19 protein-coding genes are annotated in these 21,962 nt (G+C 70.6%); 9 read left to right on the top strand and 10 right to left on the bottom strand.

Annotated elements, in window-relative coordinates:
• Window positions 1-65: 65 nt before the first annotated feature.
• The gene (locus ACQPZQ_RS32930) at window positions 66-407 is read right to left on the bottom strand and encodes a COG4315 family predicted lipoprotein (protein ID WP_433287315.1); all 342 of its coding nucleotides are present in this window, start codon (window positions 405-407) and stop codon (window positions 66-68) included.
• Window positions 408-1,050: 643 nt separating this feature from the next.
• Here ACQPZQ_RS32930 and ACQPZQ_RS32925 point away from each other — a divergent pair.
• Window positions 1,051-3,552, top strand: a complete 2,502-nt coding sequence (locus ACQPZQ_RS32925; protein ID WP_433287313.1) for a beta-glucosidase family protein — start codon at window positions 1,051-1,053, stop codon at window positions 3,550-3,552.
• Here ACQPZQ_RS32925 and ACQPZQ_RS32920 read toward each other — a convergent pair.
• Both ACQPZQ_RS32920 and ACQPZQ_RS32915 read right to left on the bottom strand, forming a co-directional pair.
• On the bottom strand, window positions 3,545-3,808 hold the full coding sequence (locus tag ACQPZQ_RS32920) for a PLD nuclease N-terminal domain-containing protein (protein ID WP_433287311.1): 264 nt from the start codon (window positions 3,806-3,808) through the stop codon (window positions 3,545-3,547). The two genes, ACQPZQ_RS32925 and ACQPZQ_RS32920, sit on opposite strands and share 8 nt — an antisense overlap.
• Complete coding sequence (locus tag ACQPZQ_RS32915; protein ID WP_433287309.1) at window positions 3,805-4,971, bottom strand: VanZ family protein; 1,167 nt, start codon at window positions 4,969-4,971, stop codon at window positions 3,805-3,807. The genes ACQPZQ_RS32920 and ACQPZQ_RS32915 overlap by 4 nt, the downstream gene beginning before the upstream one ends.
• Before the next feature lie 272 nt (window positions 4,972-5,243).
• Here ACQPZQ_RS32915 and ACQPZQ_RS32910 point away from each other — a divergent pair, with 272 nt between their 5' ends.
• The 4 genes from ACQPZQ_RS32910 (at window position 5,244) to ACQPZQ_RS32895 (ending at window position 8,905) form a co-directional block, all read left to right on the top strand.
• Window positions 5,244-6,053 (top strand): IclR family transcriptional regulator domain-containing protein, encoded by an 810-nt coding sequence (locus ACQPZQ_RS32910; RefSeq protein ID WP_433287307.1) that lies wholly within the window; start codon window positions 5,244-5,246, stop codon window positions 6,051-6,053.
• A gap of 194 nt (window positions 6,054-6,247) precedes the next feature.
• Window positions 6,248-7,435 carry a cytochrome P450 gene (locus tag ACQPZQ_RS32905; RefSeq protein ID WP_433287305.1) on the top strand — a complete coding sequence of 396 codons (1,188 nt, stop codon included), beginning with the start codon at window positions 6,248-6,250 and terminating at the stop codon, window positions 7,433-7,435.
• Window position 7,436: 1 nt separating this feature from the next.
• Entirely contained in the window at window positions 7,437-7,634 is a 198-nt protein-coding gene (locus tag ACQPZQ_RS32900) for a ferredoxin (protein WP_433287303.1), read from the top strand.
• A 77-nt stretch (window positions 7,635-7,711) separates the two neighbouring features.
• Window positions 7,712-8,905 (top strand): acyl-CoA dehydrogenase family protein, encoded by a 1,194-nt coding sequence (locus ACQPZQ_RS32895; protein WP_433287301.1) that lies wholly within the window; start codon window positions 7,712-7,714, stop codon window positions 8,903-8,905.
• Between the two features lie 51 nt (window positions 8,906-8,956).
• Here ACQPZQ_RS32895 and ACQPZQ_RS32890 read toward each other — a convergent pair whose 3' ends face one another.
• Window positions 8,957-9,754, bottom strand: coding sequence for an alpha/beta fold hydrolase (locus ACQPZQ_RS32890; protein ID WP_433287299.1), 798 nt, complete (start codon window positions 9,752-9,754; stop codon window positions 8,957-8,959).
• Between the two features lie 266 nt (window positions 9,755-10,020).
• Here ACQPZQ_RS32890 and ACQPZQ_RS32885 point away from each other — a divergent pair, with 266 nt between their 5' ends.
• The 4 genes from ACQPZQ_RS32885 to ACQPZQ_RS32870 are packed head-to-tail and all read left to right on the top strand — an operon-like array spanning window position 10,021 to window position 14,405.
• Window positions 10,021-11,199, top strand: a complete 1,179-nt coding sequence (locus ACQPZQ_RS32885) for a sugar ABC transporter substrate-binding protein (protein WP_433287297.1) — start codon at window positions 10,021-10,023, stop codon at window positions 11,197-11,199.
• Between the two features lie 6 nt (window positions 11,200-11,205).
• On the top strand, window positions 11,206-12,816 hold the full coding sequence (locus tag ACQPZQ_RS32880) for a sugar ABC transporter ATP-binding protein (protein WP_433287295.1): 1,611 nt from the start codon (window positions 11,206-11,208) through the stop codon (window positions 12,814-12,816).
• 2 nt (window positions 12,817-12,818) lie between these two features.
• Window positions 12,819-13,835, top strand: a complete 1,017-nt coding sequence (locus tag ACQPZQ_RS32875; RefSeq protein WP_433287293.1) for an ABC transporter permease — start codon at window positions 12,819-12,821, stop codon at window positions 13,833-13,835.
• Window positions 13,836-13,844: 9 nt separating this feature from the next.
• Window positions 13,845-14,405 (top strand): VOC family protein, encoded by a 561-nt coding sequence (locus tag ACQPZQ_RS32870; RefSeq protein WP_433287291.1) that lies wholly within the window; start codon window positions 13,845-13,847, stop codon window positions 14,403-14,405.
• 10 nt (window positions 14,406-14,415) lie between these two features.
• On the opposite strand, the gene ACQPZQ_RS32865 is transcribed toward ACQPZQ_RS32870, so the two are convergent.
• The 6 genes from ACQPZQ_RS32865 to ACQPZQ_RS32840 all read right to left on the bottom strand — a co-directional run bounded on the left by ACQPZQ_RS32865 (window position 14,416) and on the right by ACQPZQ_RS32840 (window position 20,246).
• On the bottom strand, window positions 14,416-14,886 hold the full coding sequence (locus ACQPZQ_RS32865; protein ID WP_433287289.1) for an RpiB/LacA/LacB family sugar-phosphate isomerase: 471 nt from the start codon (window positions 14,884-14,886) through the stop codon (window positions 14,416-14,418).
• Complete coding sequence (locus tag ACQPZQ_RS32860; protein WP_433287287.1) at window positions 14,883-15,830, bottom strand: hypothetical protein; 948 nt, start codon at window positions 15,828-15,830, stop codon at window positions 14,883-14,885. The genes ACQPZQ_RS32865 and ACQPZQ_RS32860 overlap by 4 nt, the downstream gene beginning before the upstream one ends.
• Window positions 15,827-17,086, bottom strand: a complete 1,260-nt coding sequence (locus ACQPZQ_RS32855; protein WP_433287285.1) for an NAD(P)/FAD-dependent oxidoreductase — start codon at window positions 17,084-17,086, stop codon at window positions 15,827-15,829. The genes ACQPZQ_RS32860 and ACQPZQ_RS32855 overlap by 4 nt, the downstream gene beginning before the upstream one ends.
• A gap of 96 nt (window positions 17,087-17,182) precedes the next feature.
• The gene (locus ACQPZQ_RS32850) at window positions 17,183-18,205 is read right to left on the bottom strand and encodes a Bug family tripartite tricarboxylate transporter substrate binding protein (protein ID WP_433287284.1); all 1,023 of its coding nucleotides are present in this window, start codon (window positions 18,203-18,205) and stop codon (window positions 17,183-17,185) included.
• Window positions 18,202-18,714 (bottom strand): tripartite tricarboxylate transporter TctB family protein, encoded by a 513-nt coding sequence (locus tag ACQPZQ_RS32845; RefSeq protein ID WP_433287282.1) that lies wholly within the window; start codon window positions 18,712-18,714, stop codon window positions 18,202-18,204. The genes ACQPZQ_RS32850 and ACQPZQ_RS32845 overlap by 4 nt, the downstream gene beginning before the upstream one ends.
• The gene (locus ACQPZQ_RS32840) at window positions 18,711-20,246 is read right to left on the bottom strand and encodes a tripartite tricarboxylate transporter permease (RefSeq protein WP_433287281.1); all 1,536 of its coding nucleotides are present in this window, start codon (window positions 20,244-20,246) and stop codon (window positions 18,711-18,713) included. The genes ACQPZQ_RS32845 and ACQPZQ_RS32840 overlap by 4 nt, the downstream gene beginning before the upstream one ends.
• Between the last annotated feature and the right edge of the window lie 1,716 nt (window positions 20,247-21,962).

Here is a 21,962-nt window from a genome sequence, read left to right as displayed (position 1 = left end):
TGGATCCGCGGAATGCACGGTCACCGTGATGTGAGGGGCCATGTTGTTTCCCGATGCCTACTGTTTCAGCTGCCGGCCTTCGAGCCGTTGGGGGCGGCAGCGAACCAGGTTCCGCCCACTCCCTGTCCTGTCGCCTGGCCGGGAACCTGGTCCTGGCTGTAGCGGTAGAGCGGCCATCCGCCGAGGGTCACCTGCTGCGTGCCATCCGGGCGCTGAATAGCGCCGAGTGCGTTGGCGTTCAGATTCCGGAAGCTAATCGTGTTCTTCGTCAGTACCGGGGGCCAGGTGACGGCACATTGGCCCGTGCAATTCGATCTCGACGGGTTGGCCGTGTCCTTGTCGAATCGGTAGAGCGTGAAACCCTGGCCGTCCACCACTACGTTGCCGAGGCTGCCGTTCTGGCCCACCTGGAGCGTCGTGGGCCAGTAGCCCCCCTCTGAGCTGCGCTGTCCGAGCGATGTTGAACCCTGGGAGCCGCCTCCGGACGTGTCCGAGCCCTGCCCGGACTGGATCGGTGCGGGAGCAACAGGCGCTGCGGGTAGAGCCGGTGCGACCGCCGGCGGAGGCGCGGTCTGCACCAGGCCACAGGAAGTCAGCGCAACGGCACTCAACGTGACCAATCCCAGTTTGATGCGCAGGCTTGTGTGCACTCGACTTGCCTTTCGGACGGATTCGGCGGGCTCGGCTGGATGGGATGGTCGACGGATGCGCGGGCCGCTGTGCGACACGAACAGTTAACGTAGCCGTTAACATTAATTCGGTTTTCGTCGGATTTTGGAATCGACTAGATGGGTGTTGGCGAAGGGGGAGCGTAGGCAAGGTGTGACAACTCGTCAAGGATAACACCTTGCTTCTCCTGCTTGGTTTGATTTCGTTCGCGGTGAAGATCCGTTGCGTACGTTGGATCCGAAAAGACCGGACCCTCGGCCATTGGTGTCCTTCGTGGATACCGCCCAGCGCAACACGACGCGACAACTGAACCGTCGGAGAGCGTAGTACGTGTAGGTACCCTTCCTGACGGTCTCGATGCCGAGCAGGACGGAGCACTACATGACGGCCGATTCCACCGTCCCACCACAACGGGCGCTCGTCGACGAGATGCGGCGTCTTGTGGCGGCTCTCGCGATCGAGGACCGTGTGCGGCTGTTGACCGGTGCCACCGCGTGGACCCTGCACGAGCTGCCGTCGATCGGGCTGCGCAGCCTGGCGGTCTCCGACGGTCCCATCGGGGTGCGAGGTACCGGCGACTCGCTGCGGTCGGCGCAGATGCCCGCCCCCAGCGCCATGGCCGCAACGTGGGACGAGGAGGTGCTCGGGGCTCTCGGAGTGCTGATGGCCGGTGAGGCGCGGCGCAAGCAGGTGGACGTCGTGCTCGCCCCGGTGGTGAACCTCCAGCGCACGCCGGTGGGAGGTCGCCATTTCGAGTGCTTCTCCGAGGACCCGGTGCTCACCGGTCGCATGGCGGTCGCCTTCGTGCGGGCCGTCCAGGCCGCCGGCGTCGGTGCCTGCGTGAAGCACTACCTCGGCAACGAGTCGGAGACCGACCGCACCTCCTACATCGCGCGGATCGACCGGCGCACGCTGCGCGAGGTCTACCTCGCCCCCTTCGAGCGGGTCGTGCTCGACGCGGGGGTCTGGACCGTGATGGCCGCCTACAACGGTCTCGACGACGGCACCGAGTCGGCTCCCGCAACGGAGCATCATGGCCTGCTCACCTCGATCCTCAAGCAGGAGTGGGGCTTCGAGGGACTGGTCATGAGCGACTGGCAGGCGACGACGACCACCGAGGAGTCGGCGCTGGCGGGCCTGGACCTCGTCATGCCCGGGCCGGGCGGTCCCTGGGGTGAGGCCCTGCTCGCCGCCGTGCGGTCGGGCCGCGTGCCCGAGTCCGTTGTGGACGACAAGGTCGCCAGGGTGCTCGCGGTGGCGCAGCGGGCAGGTGCGCTCTCCGGCCGTCCTGGTCAGGTGGAGCCCTATCGCGTTCCCGGCGGCCTCCCGGAGTCGGACGCCCCCGAGGTGCGTGGGCTGCTGCGGTCCGTGGCCGCCCGGTCCACCGTCGTCCTGCGCAACGAGGACGCGCTGCTCCCGGTCGCGGCCGAAGGAGTGCGCACGATCGCTCTGATCGGTGACAACGCGCTCGATCCGTTCGTGCAGGGCGGCGGTAGCGCGCACGTCGTCGCGCCGCACCAGCCCGACCTGCCGGCCGCGTTGCGCGAGGCGTTCCCCACGGCAGAGGTCACCGCGCATCCCGGGGGCGCGACGCGGCGCCACGTCCCCCTCGCTCTGCACGACGTGGTGCCCGGCGGCTTCACCGTGCGCGCGCTGGACGCCGTGGGTGCGGTGCTGGAGGAACGCCACCACGATGCACCGTGGGACGGCTGGGTGCGCGCGTTGCCGACCGGCACCGCGGAGGTCACCGTCGGCGCCGATCTCCGGCCGGCGGAACCGGGACGCCACGTCGTCGAACTGTGTGTCGTCGGGGCCCACCGCGCGTACGTCGGCCAGGACCTTGTCAGTGCGAGCGATCACCGCGCGGGCAGCGAGGTCGTGCTCGACGGCTCCGCAGGCCACCCGGCCGGGACCAGCCACCCCGTGGACGTGGCCTCCGCGGCCACGGTGCCCGTGACCGCGACGCTGCAGGTGGTCGACGCCGCGGGCTTCGGCCGGTTCGCCCGCCTCGAGGTGCGCCACCGGCCTCCGTCGAAAGCCCCGGCCGGTGACGATCTGACGGCCGCCGTGCAGGCAGCGCGGGCCGCTGACCTGGCGGTCGTCGTGGTGGGCACCAATCCGGAGGTCGAGTCCGAGGGTTGGGACCGGCGCGACCTCGCGCTCCCGGGAGCGCAGGACGAGCTCGTCCGCCGGGTCGCGGCCGCCAACCCGCGCACCGTCGTCGTGGTGAACGCGGGAGCCCCGGTGCTCCTGCCGTGGCTGGACGAGGTGCCGGCTGTGCTGTGGTGGTGGCTGCCCGGGCAGGAGGGGGCCGCTGCTCTCGCCGACGTGCTCGTCGGTGCTGTCGAGCCCAGCGGCCGGCTCCCGTGGACCTTGCCCGCGAGCGCCGAGGACGTTCCGGTGCCCGACGCCGTGCCCGTCGACGGCGTCGTGCACTACTCGGAGGGGACGGACGTCGGGCACCGGGCGTGGGACCGCCTGGGGCGGAGCCCGGCTCGGGAGTTCGGCTTCGGCCTCGGGTACGGCGCTTGGGAGTACGGCGAGGCGACGGCCGGAGCGTGGTCGGAGAGCGCCGGTGTGATCGTCGCCGTCGAGATCGCCAACGTCGCGGAGCGGCCGTCCCGCGAGGTCGTCCAGGTGTACCTGGAGCCGCCGGCGGCCGATCCGCGACGGCCCGTGCAGTGGCTGGGCGGGTTCACCGGAGCCGAGGTGGCTCCTGGCGAGCGGGCGTCGGTACAGGTCGCCGTGCCGTCGCGGGCGTTCCAGGTCTGGGACGTGGACGGGCCCGGCTGGCGCACGCCGGCCGGACGCTACCGGTTGCGTGCCGGGCGCTCCAGCCGGGACCTGCGTGCGACGACCACCGTCGACGTACCGCCTACGTGAAGGCTTCCTGTTTGCGTCCGACGAGGAACCACAGCACCGGGCCGAGGAACGGCGCGCAGAAGGCGAAGATGATCCAGACCAGTTTCATCCCGCCGCTCTGGCGGCTCCCCAGGATGCTGACGAGCGCGGCGAGGAAGAAAATGACGTACGCGAGCATGGCGATCACCAGCACGGCGGCGACCACGGGTCCCCAGATCTGCTGGGGGTTCTGAACAGCAGCGGTGGCTGCGGCGGTGAACGTGTTGTCGATGGTCATCGGAACATCTCCTTCTCGGTGGACGTGAACGCGGCCGGGGTGTCGGCCGCAGGTCGGGTGCGTGAGTCGATGACGAGCAGCCCGGACGCCAGCCCGGACAGACCGCGATGGGAGCGGCTGCGCCAGGCGGCAAGGACGCAGGCCACGAGCAGGAAGCCGGACAGTTGGCTCGCGGCGGGAACGATGGAGCCGAGTCCGGACAGGAGGAAGTAGCCGAAGCCGCCGCACAGCAGCGCGGGAATGACCTGCCTGCCCGGTCGAGCACCGTCCGCGCGGATCCGGCGCAGCCGTACCGCACGCTGGCCCAGCGTCGCGCTGCCCTCACCGAACGACGGGACGGCCAGCAGGAGCACGGCCGGCAGCCACGCGCTGAGGGCGGAGCTCACCAGTGGGCCCCACGGCTGCGCGTTCACCCTGACGCCCAAGCCGTACTCGGCCACGATGATCAGGGCGGTGGTGAGGCATGCGCCCAGTAGGAAGACCGAGACGGCGTCCACCAGCATGCCCAGCAGGCGGCGCCTGGTCGTGACCGGGCGGGCGACGTCTGCCGACGCGATGGCGTCCGGCCTGTGCAGCAGGCCCAGGAGCGGGGCGAACAGAAGCCCGAACGCCGTGCCGAGGGTGTTCGCGAGCAGATCGTCCACATCGAACAGCCGGTAGGGGCACGGGACCAGGAACCAGTTCCCGGTGAGCTGGGTGCACTCGATCAGCAGCGATACCCCGAACCCGGTCAAGACCACGGCGGCAGCGCGGTGGCGCACCAGGCGGTGCGGGAAGTAGTGGCGAAGGTAGGCGCCGAGCGGAACGAACAGCGCAACGTTGAACATCACCTGCTGCACTGCCGGGTTCGCGAGCAGCCCGCCCACACCCGGTTCCCGCTGCTCCTTCGCGATGTCACCGAGGAAGCGCAGCGGATCCCACTGCAGATCCGCCGACGCCGGGTGCGCGACGCACCAGGCGTCGTCGATCTGGGGAACGGGGAAGAGCGTGTAGGCGACGAGCGCGAGCCCGTAGACGAGGAAGGCCAGAGCGAGGAGTGCTGCACCGAGGCCCAGTTCGCCCCGCCGCCGATAGCTGCGGAAGACGAAGGGCACGAGCAGGACGACGGCGAGCAGTACGCCACCGAACACTGCGAGCAATCCGGGCAGCAGCCTGGAGGACATCAGTACCGTCAACCTCGCCTCACCGCTCTGAACGGGCCGGATGCCCGTTCGTGATGATCAGTCTGGTGACAGGGGAGCGGGCTCGGATCGGTCCAACGGCCGGTGGTGAGGGCCGCGGGTCGTACTTCCGGCTGATCGTCGAGGCGGCGGCTGCCCGCTCGTTCATCAAGATCATTCACGGACGTTCGTCCGCTTGTCGGACGTCGGGTGAAATGTCCACTTGCCGGAGGCGGTTACCCTGGCGCAACGCCACGTCGAGCGGGGGTCACGCCATGGCGCGGACCGGCACCGGACCGGACTTCATCGAGGCGCTCGCCCGCGGGCTCGACGTGATCGCCGCGTTCCGGCCGGGGCGCGCTGCGATGTCGCTCACGGAGGTCGCCACGGCCACGGGGCTGGCGCGGCCGACTGCGCGGCGCATCCTGCTGACGCTGGAAGAGCTGGGTTATGTCCGCATCCGGCACGCCGGCTTCGAGCTGACTCCGCGCGTGCTGGAGCTCGGTGTCGCGTACGTCCGTTCGCTCGGCTTGTGGCACACGGCCCGCCCGCACATGGAACGGCTGGTCACTGCCACGAACGAGTCGTGCTCGATCGCGCAGCTCGACGGCTCGGACATCGTGTACGTGGCGCGGGTGGCGGTGCCGAAGATCGTGGCGTTGTCGGTGCAGATCGGCACGAGGTTTCCGGCGCTGCCGACCTCGCTCGGCAAGATCCTGCTCGCGGCCCTGCCCGTCGACGAGCTGGACCGGGTTCTTGCCGAGCCCACACGGTCCGGGCTGACGGCGCGCTGGCAGCCCGACCGGGCGGAGCGGGATGCGGAGCTTCGCGAGGTGCGCGCCCGCGGATGGGCGCTCACCGACGAACAGCTCGCCCCCGGCATCAGGTCGGTTGCCGCCCCGCTGCGGGACGGTTCAGGCGGGGTCGTCGCCAGCATCAACGTCAACACCCACGCGGCGGAGACGTCGGTGGATCGCCTGCTCGATGCGCACCTGCCACTCCTGTTGCGGGCCGCAGCGGACATCAGCGCCGACTACGCGCACCTGCCGGGTGCCTCGCGGAAGATTCCGCCGGCCGCCTCCTGACGAACGCCCCGAGCGGACCCGTGCGGAGCGCTGCGGGTTTGTTCCGGTTTGACCGTTTTCCGCCGCTCGTCAGCGGTCCTTGACATTGGTTCGAGCCGTCAGGCATCGTCCGGATCGTGTCCGCAAGGCGGACAAGTGTCCACTGACCAGCCCTGTGGGTGACAGCCCTGCTCCGGAAGGACGGACCTCGCAACATGACGACGACCGCTGCCCCGACGTACGGAGCGGACATCTACGAGGACCAGGTACTCCTCGAGCCGTACGAGCACTACCGGGCGCTGCGGGAGCTGGGGCCGGCGGTCTGGCTCGAGCAGCACGGCGCGTTCGCGGTGGCGCGGTACGCCGAGGCGCGGGCCGTCCTCATGGACAGCGACACCTTCCGGTCGGCGAACGGGATCGCGCTCAACGAGCCGGCGAACCAGGCGATCCTCGGCTGCACGCTCGCCAGCGACGGGGACCTGCACTCCCAGCTGCGCAAGGTGGTGGCGCACCGGCTGACGCCCCGGGCCCTGCGCCCGATGCGCGAGCTCGTCACGGAGCGGGCCGACGAGCTGGTGGCGGGACTGGTGCAGCGCGGGTCGTTCGACGCCGTCTCCGACCTTGCCCGCGCGCTGCCGCTGTCGATCGTGCCCGACTTCATCGGCTGGCCCCAGGAGGGCCGCGAGCACCTGCTGGAGTGGGCCGGAGCCAACTTCGACTCGTTCGGGCCGATGAACGCGCGGGCGCAGCGAGCGATGCCCAAGTGCGGCGAGATGGCCGCCTACGGCGCGGAGATCGTCCGCACCGGCAACGTCCTGCCCGGCAGCCTCGGCGCCGGCGTCCTCGAGGCCCGCGACCAGGGCGAAGTCACCACCGAGCAGTGCATGATGCTGATGCTCGACTACCTCGCCCCCTCGCTCGACACCACGATCAGTGCCGTCGGCAGCGCGGTGTGGCTGTTCGCGCAGCACCCCGACCAGTGGGACCTCATCCGATCCGATCCCGGTCTGATCCCGAACGCGGTCAACGAGGTGGTCCGCTTCGAGTCGCCGATCCGCGCGTTCGGCAGGCTGGCCGAGAACGACACGGAGATCGGCGGCGTCCCGATTCCGGGCGGGTCGCGCATCCTGGTGATCTACGCGTCGGCCAACCGCGACGAGCGCAAGTTCGAGCGCCCCGACGAGTTCGACGTCACCCGCAGGGACGCGGTCCACCAGCTCGGTTTCGGGATCGGCGAACACGGCTGCGCCGGACAGGGCCTCGCTCGGATGGAGACCGAGTCGCTCCTCGCCGCGCTCGCCCGGTCCGTCACGCGGTTCCACGTCGGCACGCCCGAGCGCGCCCTCAACAACCTGATCCGCGCATTCGGAACCCTCCCGGTGACGGTCGAGACGGGCGCCTGACGTGCGGATTCTCGTCGACCACGACCGCTGTGAGGGCCACGGCCTGTGCGCGGGCCAGGCCTCGGAGGTCTTCGAGCTCGACGAGGAAGGCGAACTCATCTACCGCTTCGACGGTCAGGACGTACCGGAGGAGCTCACGTCAGCCGCGGCACACGGGGCGTCCGTCTGCCCGGTGGCCGCGCTCCGGGTCGTGCACTGACCGACGGCCCGAGAACGGCCAGTGGCGCCGAGCGCGCCGTCGCCCGATGTTCCCGCACACGAGAAGAGGAGCAATCAATGACGACAGCACCCTCGGTGCTCGGCCGTGCCGACGGCGCCGACCGGCCCACCGATCTGGTGGCCGCCGCCCGTGAGCTCCAGCCACTGGTGCGTGAGAACAGCGCCGCCGGCGAGGCCACGGGGCAGCTCACCGACCCGGTGGTCGACGCCCTGCACGACAAGGGCCTCTTCGGCATGTGGGTCCCGGCCTCGCTCGGCGGCGTCGAGCTCGACCCCGTCTCCTCGCTCGAGGCCGTGCAGGCCCTCACCGAGGCCGACCCGTCCACCGGCTGGGTCGTCATGGCCGCGTCGCTCGCCACGGGTACCGGCGGTGCCTACCTGGGCGACGCGGCGGTGGCGGAGATGTTCCAGGGGGCGCGCTTCCCGGTTGTCGCGGGCCAGGGCACCCGACCGGGCACCGCCGTGCGGGACGGCGACGGCTACCGGCTGTCGGGATCGTGGAGCTTCGCCTCCGGCATCAAGCACGCGCAGTGGATCCACACGCTCGGGATCGTGAAGGAGACCGGGGAGCCACTGATCTTCGTGCTCCCCGTCGACAAGGCCGAGTTGATCGACAACTGGGACGTGCTGGGCCTCAAGGCCACCGGCAGCATCGACTACACGATCGAGGACGTCTACGTCCCGGCTGCCTTCACCCACTCCGGACCCACCGAGACACCGGTGCGCGGTGGCTCGCTGTTCACCCTCGGGATCATGCACTTCGCGCTGATCGGGCACTCGGCTTGGGCGCTGGGGGTCTCGCGCCGGATGCTCGACGAGCTGTCGGGACTGGTCCGTTCCAAGGCAGGCCGGCCCGGCACCATGGCCGACAGCCTGGCTTTCCAGGCCGCATACGGTGAGGCCGAGGCCCGCTGGCACGCGGCCCGCTCCTTCGTCTACGAGACGTGGCGCGGTGCGAGCGAGACGATCAACTCCGGCGCCACCCTCAGCGTGGATCAGAAGACGCTGCTGCGGCTTGCTCTGTACAACGCCACGTGGGCGGCGGAGGCGATCAGCGTCGCCGTCTACCGGGCGGGGGGCACCACAGCGCTGCGCGCGGGCGTGATGCAGCGCTACTTCCGCGACATGCACGCCGGGACGCAGCACATCACCTCGGCCCCGGGCGTGATCGAGGGCTGCGGGCGCTATCTGGGCGGCCTCGCCCCTGCGCACGACTGGCTGTACATGAACCTGGTACCCAGGGCGAGCTGACACAGACGACGACAGCCGGACCGGGGATCCCCGGTCCGGCCGCGGCGATCCTCAGCGGGCGGTGCCGCCGAGGAAGTCGATCACCAGTTCGGCGACGTAGTCGGGACGCTCCTGGTAGAGGGCGTGACCGCACTCGGCGGCCACGCGCAGTTCGGCTCCCGCGATCGCGGCCGCGTAGGCATCGCTGTGTGCTCGCGGGATGATCGAATCCACTTCCGCCGCCAGCACGAGCGTCGGCGCGGTGATCCGCGGTAGTCGTCCGGGCAGCTCGGGGTCGTGCAGGAACGGGTCGCGCGCGAACCGATCGAACGCCTTCGCGTCGCGCGCGGCCTGCTGGGCCGCGTCGGGCGTCGGAGGCACGGACAGCGCGGCGTCGGCGATCGCGCTGTCGTAGAACAGCGCCCGCACGATCTCCGGCGGCGACATCGTGAACAGGTCGGCCGGGGGAGCGTCCGGCACGTGCAGCCCGGCGGGGGCCATGAGGACGAGGTGCTCGATCCGGTCCGGCACGCTGCTGGCGAGCTCCGCGGCCACCCAGCCGCCGAAGGAGGCGCCGACGAGGTCGAACCGGTCGACGTCGAGCTTCTCCAGCAGATCCACGTAGTGCGGCACGAGCTGCGGTACCGAGCCGATCTCGGGCAGCTCGTCGGACAGCCCGAAGCCCGGGTGGTCGGGTGCGATCACGTCGAAGTGCTCGGAGAGCCGCTCCAGGTACGGGTTCCAGGCCCCGGCACCGCCTGCAGCGTGGAGGACCACGACGGTGCGGCCCGACCCCTTCCGGAACAGGTTGATGGCGCCCGAGCCCATGGGGACCCTCGTCGGGGCCGGGGCTGTGGAGGAAACGGTCACTCTCGACTCCTCTGCGACGACTGCAGCGGACACCTGTCCGTTCTGCAGACCGTCATCCATCCCGTAGTGGCCTGTCAACGTCGGCCATCGCGCTCGCATGCGCGTACGACAGGAGTCTCGGACGGTGTTGCCGTCGCGGACAGCTGTACGGCAGGCGGTTGACAATCCCTCGCGCGAGAGTCAGGGTTCCGCCGATATCCGCGTCAGGCCTCGCAACCTGCGTCGGATCACCCGTGCTCTGCGCCCCCGACGACGAGGACGACCCCATGGCTCATCCCGTGATCCGATCACCGCGGCTCCGTCGGTGGCTCGCCGTTCCGGCCGCCGCGATCGCGCTTGTCGTGGCGGCCTGCGCGCCCGCCGCGAACGACGCGGCCTCCTCCCAGCCGGGCACGGCGGTCTCCGCGGAGACCATCGCCCAGCTGAAGGCGCAGCTCGCCACGGGTCAGGAGCAGCCGGAGTGGGCGGCCCAGGGTCCCGCGTTCTCGGTGGCCGGGCTGGCGGGCAAGAAGATCCTCTCGATGCCCGTGAGCAGCCAACTCGCCGGTTGCGACAGCATGGCGCGCGACGTCGTGGAGATCGCCAAGAGCGTCGGCATGACCGAGAGCAGCTACTTCCAGAACGACGGCGGCCCCGCCGCGTGGGTGCAGGGCATGAACCTCGCGATCAACCAGGGGTTCGACGGCGTCGCGCTGGTGTGTGGCATCGACCCCGCCGCGCTCGCCCCGCAGATGGAGGCGGCGAAGCAGGCCGGCATGAAGGTCGTGGACATGCACCTGGCCGACGTCTCGGAGGCGGCGTCGCCGCTGATCGCGGGCCAGACCAACGGCCAGTTCAACGACGCGATGCGGATGGGCGTGGCGGCGGCCCTCGTCGACGCCAACGGCAACGCCATCGACGCGCTCGTCATCACGTCGAACGAGAACCCGCCGTCCATCGGCATGGAGCAGACCGTCAAGGACGAGTTCGCCCGCCTCTGCAAGGAGTGCGGCGTCGAGTCGATCAACGTGCCGATCCCGTCCTACGCGACCGACCTGTCCGGTGCGGTCCGGTCCGCGCTCGTCCGCAACCCGGACATCCGAGCCGTCTTCACGGTCTACGACGCGCAGACGCCGTTCGTGCTCCCGGCGATCAAGGCCTCCCGCGTCCCGGCCAAGACCTACGCCTTCGGCGGCGACGAGCAGTTCGTGAAGCTGATGGCCGACGCGTCGAACCCGATGGGTACGGACATGGGCCCCAACTTCTCATGGATGGCCTACACCGGCGCCGACCAGCTGTTCCGCGTGGTCGCTGGGCAGCCACCGATCCCAGCGGCCCAGGCCTACTCCCCGTACCGCCTGTGGACGCCCGCCAACGTCGGCGAGTTCACCCCACCCGACTTCGGCTTCGGCGACTCGTTCGTCGACGGCTATCGCAGCCTCTGGCTCGACGTCCCCGGAGCCTGACTCCCGATGGGAACCACGGCCTTGGAGCTGCGGAGTGTCTCGAAGCAGTTCGGCGCGACCCGGGCCCTGTCCGATGTGGACCTGACCGTCGATCACGGCGAGGTACTCGCACTCCTCGGCGAGAACGGCTGCGGGAAGTCGACGCTGGTGAAGGTCATGGCCGGTGTGTACGAACCGGAGCCCGGCGCGCGGATGAGCGTGGACGGGGTGGACGTGCCGCTGCCGATGCTGCCGGGGACCTACCGGGAGATCGGCCTGAGCTTCGTGCACCAGGACCTCGGGCTCGCCCGGCCGCTGACGGTGCTGGAGAACCTGCTCGGCGGCACGGTCGACGGGATGGAGTCCTCGCGCTGGCGGATCCGCTGGCGCCACGAGGCCCGCAGGGCCACCGAGATGCTCCGTTCGTACGGGGTGCAGGTGGATCCGTGGACGGTCGTCGACCGCCTCGCGCCGGTCGACCAGGCCCTGGTGGCCATCGCCCGCGCGGCGGAGGAGCTCAAGCAGCACCGCGCGCGGTCGGGCGCCTCGTCGTCGGTTCTGGTCCTGGACGAGCCGACGGTCTTCCTCCCCGAGGAGGAGGTGAGCTTCCTCTTCGACCTGATCCGGTCGGTGGTCGCGTCCGGGTCGAGCGTCGTCTTCATCTCCCACGACCTGCCTGCCGTCCGCGAGATCGCCGACCGGGTGACCGTCCTGCGGGACGGCCGCGTAGCGGCGAGCGCCCGGATGAGCGACGTGACCGACGAGGAGATCGTCGAGCTCATCGTGGGGCCTGCGGCCTCGGCCAAGGACGCGTTCGGGCACGGCGAGGTGCGGTCGGCGACCGGGCGGGAGTTCGACCGGTCACCCGATGCCGGCCTGCACGTCACCGGGCTGGCCGGCGGCCGGGTGCGTGGTCTCCACCTCGACGTCGCGCCCGGGGAGGTCGTCGGCCTCGCCGGTCTCATCGGCTCGGGCGCCGAGGACGTGCCGTACCTCCTGTTCGGCGCCCGCCCCGCCACCGGCGGCGAGATCACGCTGAACGGCCGGACCACCCCGCTCACCCGGCAGAACCCCAGCGCGGCGGTGTCGTCGGGCATCGCGCTGATCCCGGCCGAGCGGCGCCGCGACGCCATCGCGCCGGAGGTGTCGGTGGCCGAGAACATGATGCTGCTCGTCGTCTCCCGGTTCCGGAAGCGCGGTCGCCTGCGCACCGGGCAGCTCCGGGCCACCGCCGACGAGCGGGCCGAGATGCTCGACCTGCGGCCGCGTCGCACGACCATGCCCGTGGGCACGCTCAGCGGGGGCAACGCCCAGAAGGTCGTGCTGGCGAAGTGGCTGGAGATCCGCCCGCAGCTGCTCCTGCTGCACGAGCCGACGCAGGGTGTCGACGTCGCTGCCCGCGCCGAGATCTACCGGATCATCCAGCGCGCTGCCGAAGGCGGCATGTCGGTCGTCTGGGTCTCCAGCGACTTCGACGAGCTGGCCGCCGTCAGCGACCGGGTCGTCATCGTCAGCGGTGGTATGGCGACGACCGCGATCGAACTCTCCGACATCTCGCCCGAGGCCATCACGACCGGTGTCTACGGCGCGGCCACCGCGACGGGCGAGTCCTCCATCTCGACAGTGGGACGGGCGTGACGATGAGCAGCACGCAGGTGGTGAAGCGTCAGGGCGGCCCGGCTGCCAGGGGGCCCGCTGGGAACGGGGGCGGTGGCGTCACGTGGCTCGGCCGCTGGGCGGAGCGCGCGGCGCTCCCGGTGGCATGGCTGGTGCTGTTCATCGTGTTCGCGGTGCTGTCGCCGGACCGGTTCCTCTCGATGGGGAACGTCTCGAACATCCTGGGATCGCAGTCGATCCTGTTCATGCTCGCGCTGGCGGCGCTCCTGCCGTCGATGGTGGGGGACATCGACCTGTCGCTCGGGGGCGTGGGCGGGCTCGCCGCCATCGCCATCGCGGTGCTCAACGTCAACCACGGCGTGCCGATCACGCTCGCCTGCCTCGTGGCCGTGGGCATCGGGGCCGTCTGCGGTGCGCTCAACGCGCTGTTCGTGGTGCGGTTCAACACCGGCCCGTTCATCATGACGCTCGGCACGGGCACGTTCTTCACCGGCTTGATCTTCTGGGTCGCCAACTCCACGACGATCGTCGGCGTTGCGCCCGAGCTCTCGGAGTGGACCTACCTGCGCAGCCTCCTCGGCGTGCCGGTGCAGTTCTTCTACTGCCTGCTGATCATGCTCGCGATCTGGTACGTCGCCACCTACACGCCGCTGGGCGTGCGGGCGCTGTTCGTCGGGCAGTCCCGGGAGGTCGCCGTGCTCAGCGGCATCAAGGCCGACCGCATCCGGTGGGGCGCCTTCGTCCTCGCCGGCGTGATCGCCGCCCTCGCAGGCGTGCTCTACGTCGGCACCACCGGGTCGGCGGGCCCGACCTCGGTCGACACCTTCCTGCTCCCGGCCTACGCGGCGATCTTCCTCGGTGCCACCTCGATCCAGCCCGGCCGGTTCAACGCGCTGGGCACGGGGATCGCCGTCCTCTTCCTCGCCACCGGCGTCGCCGGCCTGCAGTTGCTGGGCGCGCAGGACTACGCGCAGCAGCTCTTCTACGGCGCGGCCCTCGTGCTGGCCGTGACGATCTCGCGCTACCTGCGACGCAACTAGGGAGGATCTGTGGGGGATCTCGGTTTCGGCCAGCCACGCGACGGCGTGATGCAGATGGCCTACATCGTGGAGGACATCCGGGCGTCGATCGCGTACTGGACCGAGGAGCTGCACGTCGGGCCGTGGTTCCTGCTCGACTCGTTCACCGGTCGCCATCCGGTCTACCGCGGCGAGCCGAGCCGGGCCGAGGTGTCGATCGCGATGTCCTTCGCGGGCCACATGAACATCGAGCTCATCCAGCCGAAGGACGGCCATCCGTCGGTCTACCGGGAGACGCTGGAGCAGCGCGGCTACGGCTTCCACCACTTCGGCGTGTGCACCGACGACATCGACACGGCCATCGCCGACCTTGAGGCGAAGGGCCTCACCCTCGCGTTCCGCGCGGGCGTGGGGAGCGGCGGGGACGTGGCCTACATGGACGGCGGGATCGCCAAGCCCGGGATGACCGAGCTGATCGAGTACACGCCCGGGATGGACGCCGGCTTCACGGCCATGTGGCGCGCGAGCCGGGACTGGGACGGCACCGACCCCGTCCGGCCCTTCGGCGCGCGGCCGGCCGACGCCGGATGAGCTGCCGACGCTAGGGCGTCTCGCCCAGCTCCACGGCGGCGATCTGGTCCAGCCGCCGCTGATGCACGCCGCCTTTGAACGGCGTCTCCAGCCACGTCTCGACGATCTGCACGGCGAGCTCGGGTGTGACGACCTTGGCGCCGATCACGAGCACGTTGGAGTTGTTGTTGCCGCGGGAGATCCGGGTGCTGAAGAGGTCCTGGCAGAGGCCGGCGCGGATGCCGCGGATCTTGTTGCAGGTGATGGCTTCGCCTTGGCCGCTGCCGCCCAGGACGATGGCCCGGTCGGCGGGCCCGTCGATGACCTGCCGGCAGACGTCCACGCACAGCGGCGGGTAGTCCACGATCTCGTCGCCGACGTGCGAGGCCCTGTCGTCGACGTCGTGCCCGTGATCGGCGAGCCAGCTGACGAGGCGCTCCTTCAGGTCGACGCCGTTGTGGTCGGACGTGATCGCGATGCGCACGTGTTCTGCCTTCCTCATGCGGTCAGATCGAGCGTGCCCTGCGCGAAGACCTCCTCGATCGCGGGCGGGCGATCCAGGATCTTCTGGTCGACGGCGCTGCGCAGCAGCTCGTCCAGCGTCTTACGGTTGGGTGCGATCCCGTGGGGGAGCGGGTCGGCACCCGTCGACTCCATCACGCGCGCGTACATCCGGTCGGTCGCCGTCGGGTTCGTGATCGTGCCGCTGCGCAGCCGCTCGACGTAGAGCTGCTTCGCGCGGGCGAACGCGTCGAAGACCTCCGTGGCGACCTCCGGCTGTGCCCGGAGCACCTCGTCCTTGATCACGACGAGGTGGTTGATCGGGTAGAGGCCGCGCTGCTGCATCGCCCGGAAACCCGCTTCCAGCGGGTCGGGGATCAACGGTGTGACGTCGGGGCCCTCGATTCCCGCCCCGATCACCGCCGCGAGCTCGCCGCGTTCGAGCATCTCGTCCAGCGTCGTTCCCGCCTCGACCGGCACCACGTTGCCCGGCGGCCGGTACTGCGCGACGTGTTCGTCGCCGGACAGCACCCACGTCACCGTGCTGAGGTCGACGCCGTACTCGTCCTGGAGGACGGACCGCGCCCAGACGCCCGTGGTGACCGTGTAACCACGGCTCACCCCGACCTTGCGTCCTTCGAGGTCCTTGGGGTTGCGGATGTCCGACGTCGTGCTGCGGTGGATCGCACCGTGATGGAAGCCGCGCACGAGGAACACGGGCACCGCGGTGAACGCCACTCCGTGCGCCTTCGCGACGAGGTAGGTCGTCAGTGCCATCTCGCACACGTCGAACTCCAGGCCGCGGACCATCCGCCGGAACGCGTGGACGAGGACGGGCACCTCCTCGAACGCGAAGCGGAATCCGTGCGGCGTCACCGCGCCGGTCTTGAGTGCTTCGTTGTTGCCTTGCGTGCGGGTCACCGTCAGCAGCTCTCGCGGGCTCACGCCGCCGCCTCCGTGCCGGCGCCGAGCAGGCTCTTCAGCGGGATGGCGGCGTCTGCCGCCTTGTCTGCGTCGATGGTGGTGCCCCGGTCCAGTGCCTTGCGCACCACCATGTAGTCGACTGGGCTGTTGACGGCGTCGACCGCCAGCAGCCGGTCGTCCTCGTAGTAGAGGACGGAGAAGCGCTCGCTGTCGGGGGTGCCGCGCACCACGACCGTGTCGTAGCCGAAGGAGAGCCCCGCGATCTGCAGGCGCAGATCTCCCTGGTTCGACCAGAACCACGGCACGCTCCGCGGGTCTTCGACGCTCCCGAGCAGCGTGGCCGCCGCGACAGCGGCCTGGGCCTGCGCGTTCTGGACGGACTCCAGCCGCACCCGGCCCTCGCCCGTGAGCGGATGCGGACGGGCGGTGCAGTCGCCCGCCGCGACGACGAAGGGCACGCTGGTGCGCGCGTGGGCGTCGACGACGATGCCCCCGTCGCACTCGAGGCCGATCCGCTCGGCAAGCTCGGTGCGCGGAACCACCCCGATGCCGACCACCACGACGTCCGCCTGCAGCTCGGTGCCGTCGGCGAGCACCACGCCGCGGACCCGCCCTCCCTCACCGGTGAAGGCCGTGACCGTGGCCGAGAGCTGCACGTGCGTGCCGCGGCGCTCGTGCGCCTGCCGGTAGAACTCCGAGACGACCGGCGCGACGTTTCGCCACATCAGCCGCTCGGCCGCCTCCACCACGGTGACGGTCTTGCCCTGGCTCCGGGCCGCAGCGGCGGCTTCGAGGCCGATGAATCCGCCGCCGACGACGACCACCCGCGCCGCGTCGGCCAGCTGGGACCGCAGGCGGGTCGCGTCGTCGAGGTCGCGCAGGTAGCAGATGCCGTCGAGGTCCGCGCCCGGCACGTCGAGGCGCCGCGCGCCGGCTCCGACGGTGAGCGCGAGCCGGTCGAAGGTCAGCTGGCGCCCGGCTGCGGTGATCGCCGCTCCGCCGGGGTGGGAACCGGGGGACAGGGCCAGGTCGGTGACCTGCTCACCGCTGATGAGCGTGATGCCCGCCTCCGCGTACCAGGCCGGGGTCCGCAGAGCCACGGAGCTGTGGTCCGCGTCGCCTGCCAGGTACTCCTTCGAGAGCGGTGGCCGCTGGTAGGGCGCGTGCGGCTCGTCGCCGATGAGCGTGATGGGCGCGGTGTCACCCCGCCCGCGGAGCGTGACGGCCAGCTGGAGGCCCGCCTGGCTGGCACCGATGATGAGGGTGCCGGCGTTCACCGTGGACCTCGGACGAAGCACCGCAGGCGCGTGCACGGCATTGAGCTCCCCTCTCGGTATTGGCCATACCATTATACCATCGGATGGCGGGGTCCCCTACGTGATCTCGCGCAGCGCCGTCTGGAAGGCGGCGTCGGAGTGGAGCAGCGCGTCCACCGCGCGGGCAGTGGCCTCCCCGGGCAGGAACTCGATCGGCCTGCGCTGCTTCGTGGACTTCGCCACGAGCTCGGGGTCGGTGAGCGCGCAGGCGAACGCGTCGCGCAGGAACTGCAGCCGGGCAGGCTCCACGTCCGGGGTCGTGGCGACCGTCCGGCTGGTCGCGGCCAGGTCGAGCAACGAGGAGAGGATCTGGGTCTGTTCCGGGGTCCGCAGCGGGAGGTCGGCCGCGGTGGGTGTGTCGGTGAAGAGCTCGTCGTCGGTCTCGCCGATCGTGAGCAGGGGGCGGATCTCGCCGGCACGGATCGCGCTCGACACGCTGGCGACCGGGAGGACCTGGGCGTCGGCGTCGCCGCGGAGGTAGGCGGTGCGGGCCTCGCCCGAGCCCGAGAAGCCGGTGATGACGTCCACCGGGAAGTCGAAGATCCGGGACAGCAGGGGCGGGTTGACGTAGTCGTTGGACCCTGGCCCCGTCGAGACGAACTTGACCGGCTCTGTCGAGCGGCGCATGTCGTCGAACGTGCGGAACCTGCTGTCGGACGCCACCACGACGACGTTCGCCTCGGACGAGACCCTGGCCAGCCAGGAGAGCTCCGACAGGTGGAAGTTCAGGCCCTCGGCCTGGCCGAGCTCGGCGCTCACCGCGCCCACGGTGTTGATGATCTGGACGCGCAGCCCGTCCGGATCCGCGACCGCGGTCTGGGACGTCGCGAGCAGCCCGCCCGCGCCCGGCTCGTTGATCACGGTGACGTCGCTGCCCGTGCACCGGGAGAGGTAGGGCGCGATGTCGCGTGCGTACAGGTCGTAGCCGCCGCCGGGCTCGTACGGCACGACGAACTCGATGGTCTCGCCTGCGAAGAACTCCGCGGGAGGCGCTCCCTCGCCGTTGCCCCCGCACCCGGCGGCGGCGAGCAGGCAGGTGACCGCCGCGCCGGCCAGGGCGGCACGAACTCCGGCTCTCATGCGAACAGTCCTTCCGGGAGCTGGATGGCGAGCAGTTCGACGAACACGAGCCACAGCAGCAGACCCATTGCCGCGGCGTAGATGGCGCAGAACCGCCAACCGGCCCGGACGCTCAGCCGCAGGTACGCGGCGGTGAACACCACGGTCGTGACGACCAGGCCGACGACGTAGACCGCCGCGAAGAAGCCCGCGACCCACAACAGGGAGCTCCGCCAGTTCGCGGCCCCCGCCGTGGCGAACACGTGCGCGGGGTCGTGGTCCGCCTCGCCGTCGGCCGCTGCGGGTACCGGCGCCGGGACGCGGGTCCGTCCCATGAGCACCAGGACCAAGTGCAGTGCGCTCAGCCCGACGCCGACACTCGCCACCAGGGTCGGGACCAGCGAAGCGCGGAACCCCCACTGCCGGGCCAGCAGCAGCGCTCCGGCGAAGACCACCAGCAGGACGATGGTGAACACGAGGTCCGGTGTGCGACGTGCGCCTTCCGGGGTCAATGGGTTCGGCGAGGTCACAGCCGGTCTCCCGTCTCCTCGAGCTGCGCCGACCGAGTCGAGCGCCTTCGTCGCCACAACGGGCGGGCGAGGGTGACCACGATGATCGCCGCCACGATCAGCACCAGCGGCCTCGTCAGCCACTCGAACCCGTAGAGGGAGTAGGACAGGAACAGGTACCGCTCCGCGATCGAGCCGAGCACCACCGCCAGCAGGAACGGGACGCGCGGCCAGTCCCAGCGGACGCAGAGCACGCCGATCACCGCGGCTCCGAGCATCACGAGCACGTCGCCGAAGTTGTTGCTGGCGGTGAACGCGCCGATGGTCAGGAGCATCAGCAGCGCCGGCACGATGTATGTGCCGGGCATGGTCGTGAGCCGGGTGAGCTGCCGGACGAGCAGGAAACCGACGGCGACCGCAACGATGTTGGCGAGGATGGTCACCCACGCCATCGACAGCGTCACGTCGAGGTCGGAGGTCAACATCTCGGGCCCGGGGTCCAGGCCGACCACCAGAAACGCGCTGAGCAGCACGGCCGTGGCGGCACCGCCGGGAATCCCGAACGCCACAGTCGGGATCAGCGCACCGCTGTCCTTGGCGTTGTTGGCCGAACCCGCGGCGATGACGCCCTCGATCGAGCCCTTGCCGAATTCCTCGGGGTGCTTGGAGGTCTGCTGGGCGTGGCCGTAGGCGAGGAACTGGGCCACCGACCCGCCTACGCCGGGCACCATGCCCACCCCCACACCGATCGCGCTCGAGCGGACCACGAGCCACCAGTGGGCGAAGGAGTCGCGCACGCCCCGTCCCAGCCCGGACAGGTCGCCCGACGCCGAGCTCGCACCGGCCGCGGCAACCTCCGCCTCGGCGCGCGAGATGCTGCGCCTGCTGAGCATCAGCTGCAGAAGCTCGGTGCCTCCGAACAGCCCGACGACCAGCGGGACGAGCGGGATGCCGGCCCAGAGATAGAGCTCGCCGAACGCGTAGCGCGGCACGCCCTCCTGCGCGTCGATCCCCACCATCGCCACCAGCACGCCGAACGTCGCCATCAGCAAGCCCTTCAGCATCTGCTTGCCCGACAGCGCCACGACGAACGTCAGCCCGAGAACCGTGAGGACGAAGAACTCGGCGGGCCCGAACGACAGCACCAGCGGCCGGACGATCGGGATGATCGCCACCAGCACGATCGCGCCGAAGGCCGCGCCCAGCGCGGAGGCGGACAGCACAGCCCCCAACGCCCGACCCGCCTGACCGCGCTTCGTCATCGGGTGCCCGTCGAGCACCGTCGCCGCGGACGTCGCCTCGCCCGGCACGCCGAACAGCACCGAGGTGATGTCACCCGCCGTCGAGGTCACGGCGAGCATCCCGAGCAGGAACGCGAACGCCTGGACCGGCTCGAGACCGACCGTGAACGGCAACATCAGCGCGAGCGTGACCGCACCACCGAGGCCGGGCAGGATCCCGACCGCGAACCCGAGCGCGATACCCACCAGCATCAGCAACAGCGTCTGGAGCTGAAATACCTGGGTGAGACTGCCGACCAGCGCTTCTCCCATGGATCCTCCGTGATCTCGCGGCCGGCCACGTCGTCGTGCCGGTGGGATGGCTGTCGTGTGGGGTCGCTGCGTTCCTCAGGCTGCCCGCGACACCGGTGTAAAGGACATACCATTTGCCCGACTGGTGTCCAGTGTCCGGAGGAGGCGACTTCCGGGGACGGTGACGGGTTCGCGACCCCCGGGGCCAGACGGCAGGTCATGGGCGGCGGCACATCTCGGGCTGGCCGGCCGTGATCCGCGGCTTGGTGCACGGGGCGGCGCCCAGCCCTGCTTGCCGGGTCCGGGCTGCTGATCACGGCCGCTGATCAGGCGGAGCGTGCGCAGTCGGTCCTTCCCATGCCGATGATCACCGGTTGGGTACGCGCAGCCGTGCCCCGCGCGGCTCCGAGGCCCAGATCGATGATCATGAAAGGGATCCGGCGTAGCCGCGCTAGTCAGACCGGCTCCCGGTGCTCCAGGCGCGATGATCACCAGTTGGGTACGGACAGCTGCGCCCTGGGTGGCTTCGGGGTCCGGATCATTGGCCATGACGGGCAGATCCCGGGGTCGCCCTGCGTCAGGCCGGCTGCGCCCGATCCCCGGCGTGATGATCATCGGTTCGGGACCTGGAGCAGTGGCTGGTGCGGTTCCCGGTCCCAGACCGTTGATCATGACGTGGCAGGCCCGGGGGCCGCCGGCGTCAGGCCGGCTTCGCTGGGTCTCCGGACGCGATGATCATCGGCTCGGTACGCGCAGCGGTGCCCTGCGCGGTTCCGGGGCCCGGATCGTTGATCATGAGGGCGAGGCCTCGGGAGCCGCTCGCGTCAGGTCGGCTCGCGGGGTCTCCCGGCACGGTGATCATCGGTTGGGTGCGTGCAGCCGTGCCCGAAGCGGTTCCCGACCCCCGAATGATGATCATGAACCGTGGCGGGTCCAGTTAGCGCGCGGAGCGACCTAGCCGGTCATGACCGGTGGGCCAGGTATGGGGCCGGCGTTGCGCCACTCCGCTGCGCCGGGGCTCGGTGCCTTGATCATCGGTTCGAGACCCGCAGCAGGGTCTGGGGCGGTTCCCGGTCCCGAACTGCTGATCATGGGTGGCGGACCCGGTCATGAAGCCGCCCTCACCCGGCCCGCCGGCCTCCCGCACCGTGATCGTCGCTCCGGGCAGCGGGTCTGGCCCAGTGATCGTCGGTTGGGGACGTGCGGCCGGGTCCAGCCCTGTTCCCGGCCCTCAACTGCTGATCATGGACGGTGGATCTGGTCATGGACCCCGCGCCCCGCCTGCCCGCCGGACCGCGCACCGTGATCGTCGCTCCGGGCGGCAGGTCTGGCCGATGATCGTCGGTTGGGTGCGTGCAGCAGGGTCTGGCCCGGTTCCCGACCCCCGAATGCTGATCATGAATCGTGGCGGGTCGAGGTAGCGCGCGCAGTTCGGTTCCGGGGCGACCGACCGGTCATGACGGGTGGGCCAGGTATGGAGCCGGCTCTGCGCCACTCCGCTGCGCCGGGCCTGGGCACGGTGAGCATCGGTTCGGGACCCGTAGCAGGGTCTGGCGCGGTTCCCGGTCCCCAACTGCTGATCATGAGCGGTGGATCTGGTCATGAACCCCGCGCCTGGCCTGCCTGCCGGACCCCGCACCGTGATCGTCGCTCCGGGCGGCTGGTCTGACCCGGTGATCGTCGGTTGGGGACGTGCCGCTGGGTCCGGCCCTGTTCCCGGGCCCCAAATGCTGATCA

Origin of the sequence: Pseudonocardia sp. CA-142604 (assembly GCF_050948475.1) — a bacterium.
Lineage (GTDB): Bacteria > Actinomycetota > Actinomycetes > Mycobacteriales > Pseudonocardiaceae > Pseudonocardia > Pseudonocardia alaniniphila.
The sequence above is the reverse complement of the archived record's forward strand: the minus strand, read 5'-3'. Positions and strand labels throughout refer to the sequence as shown.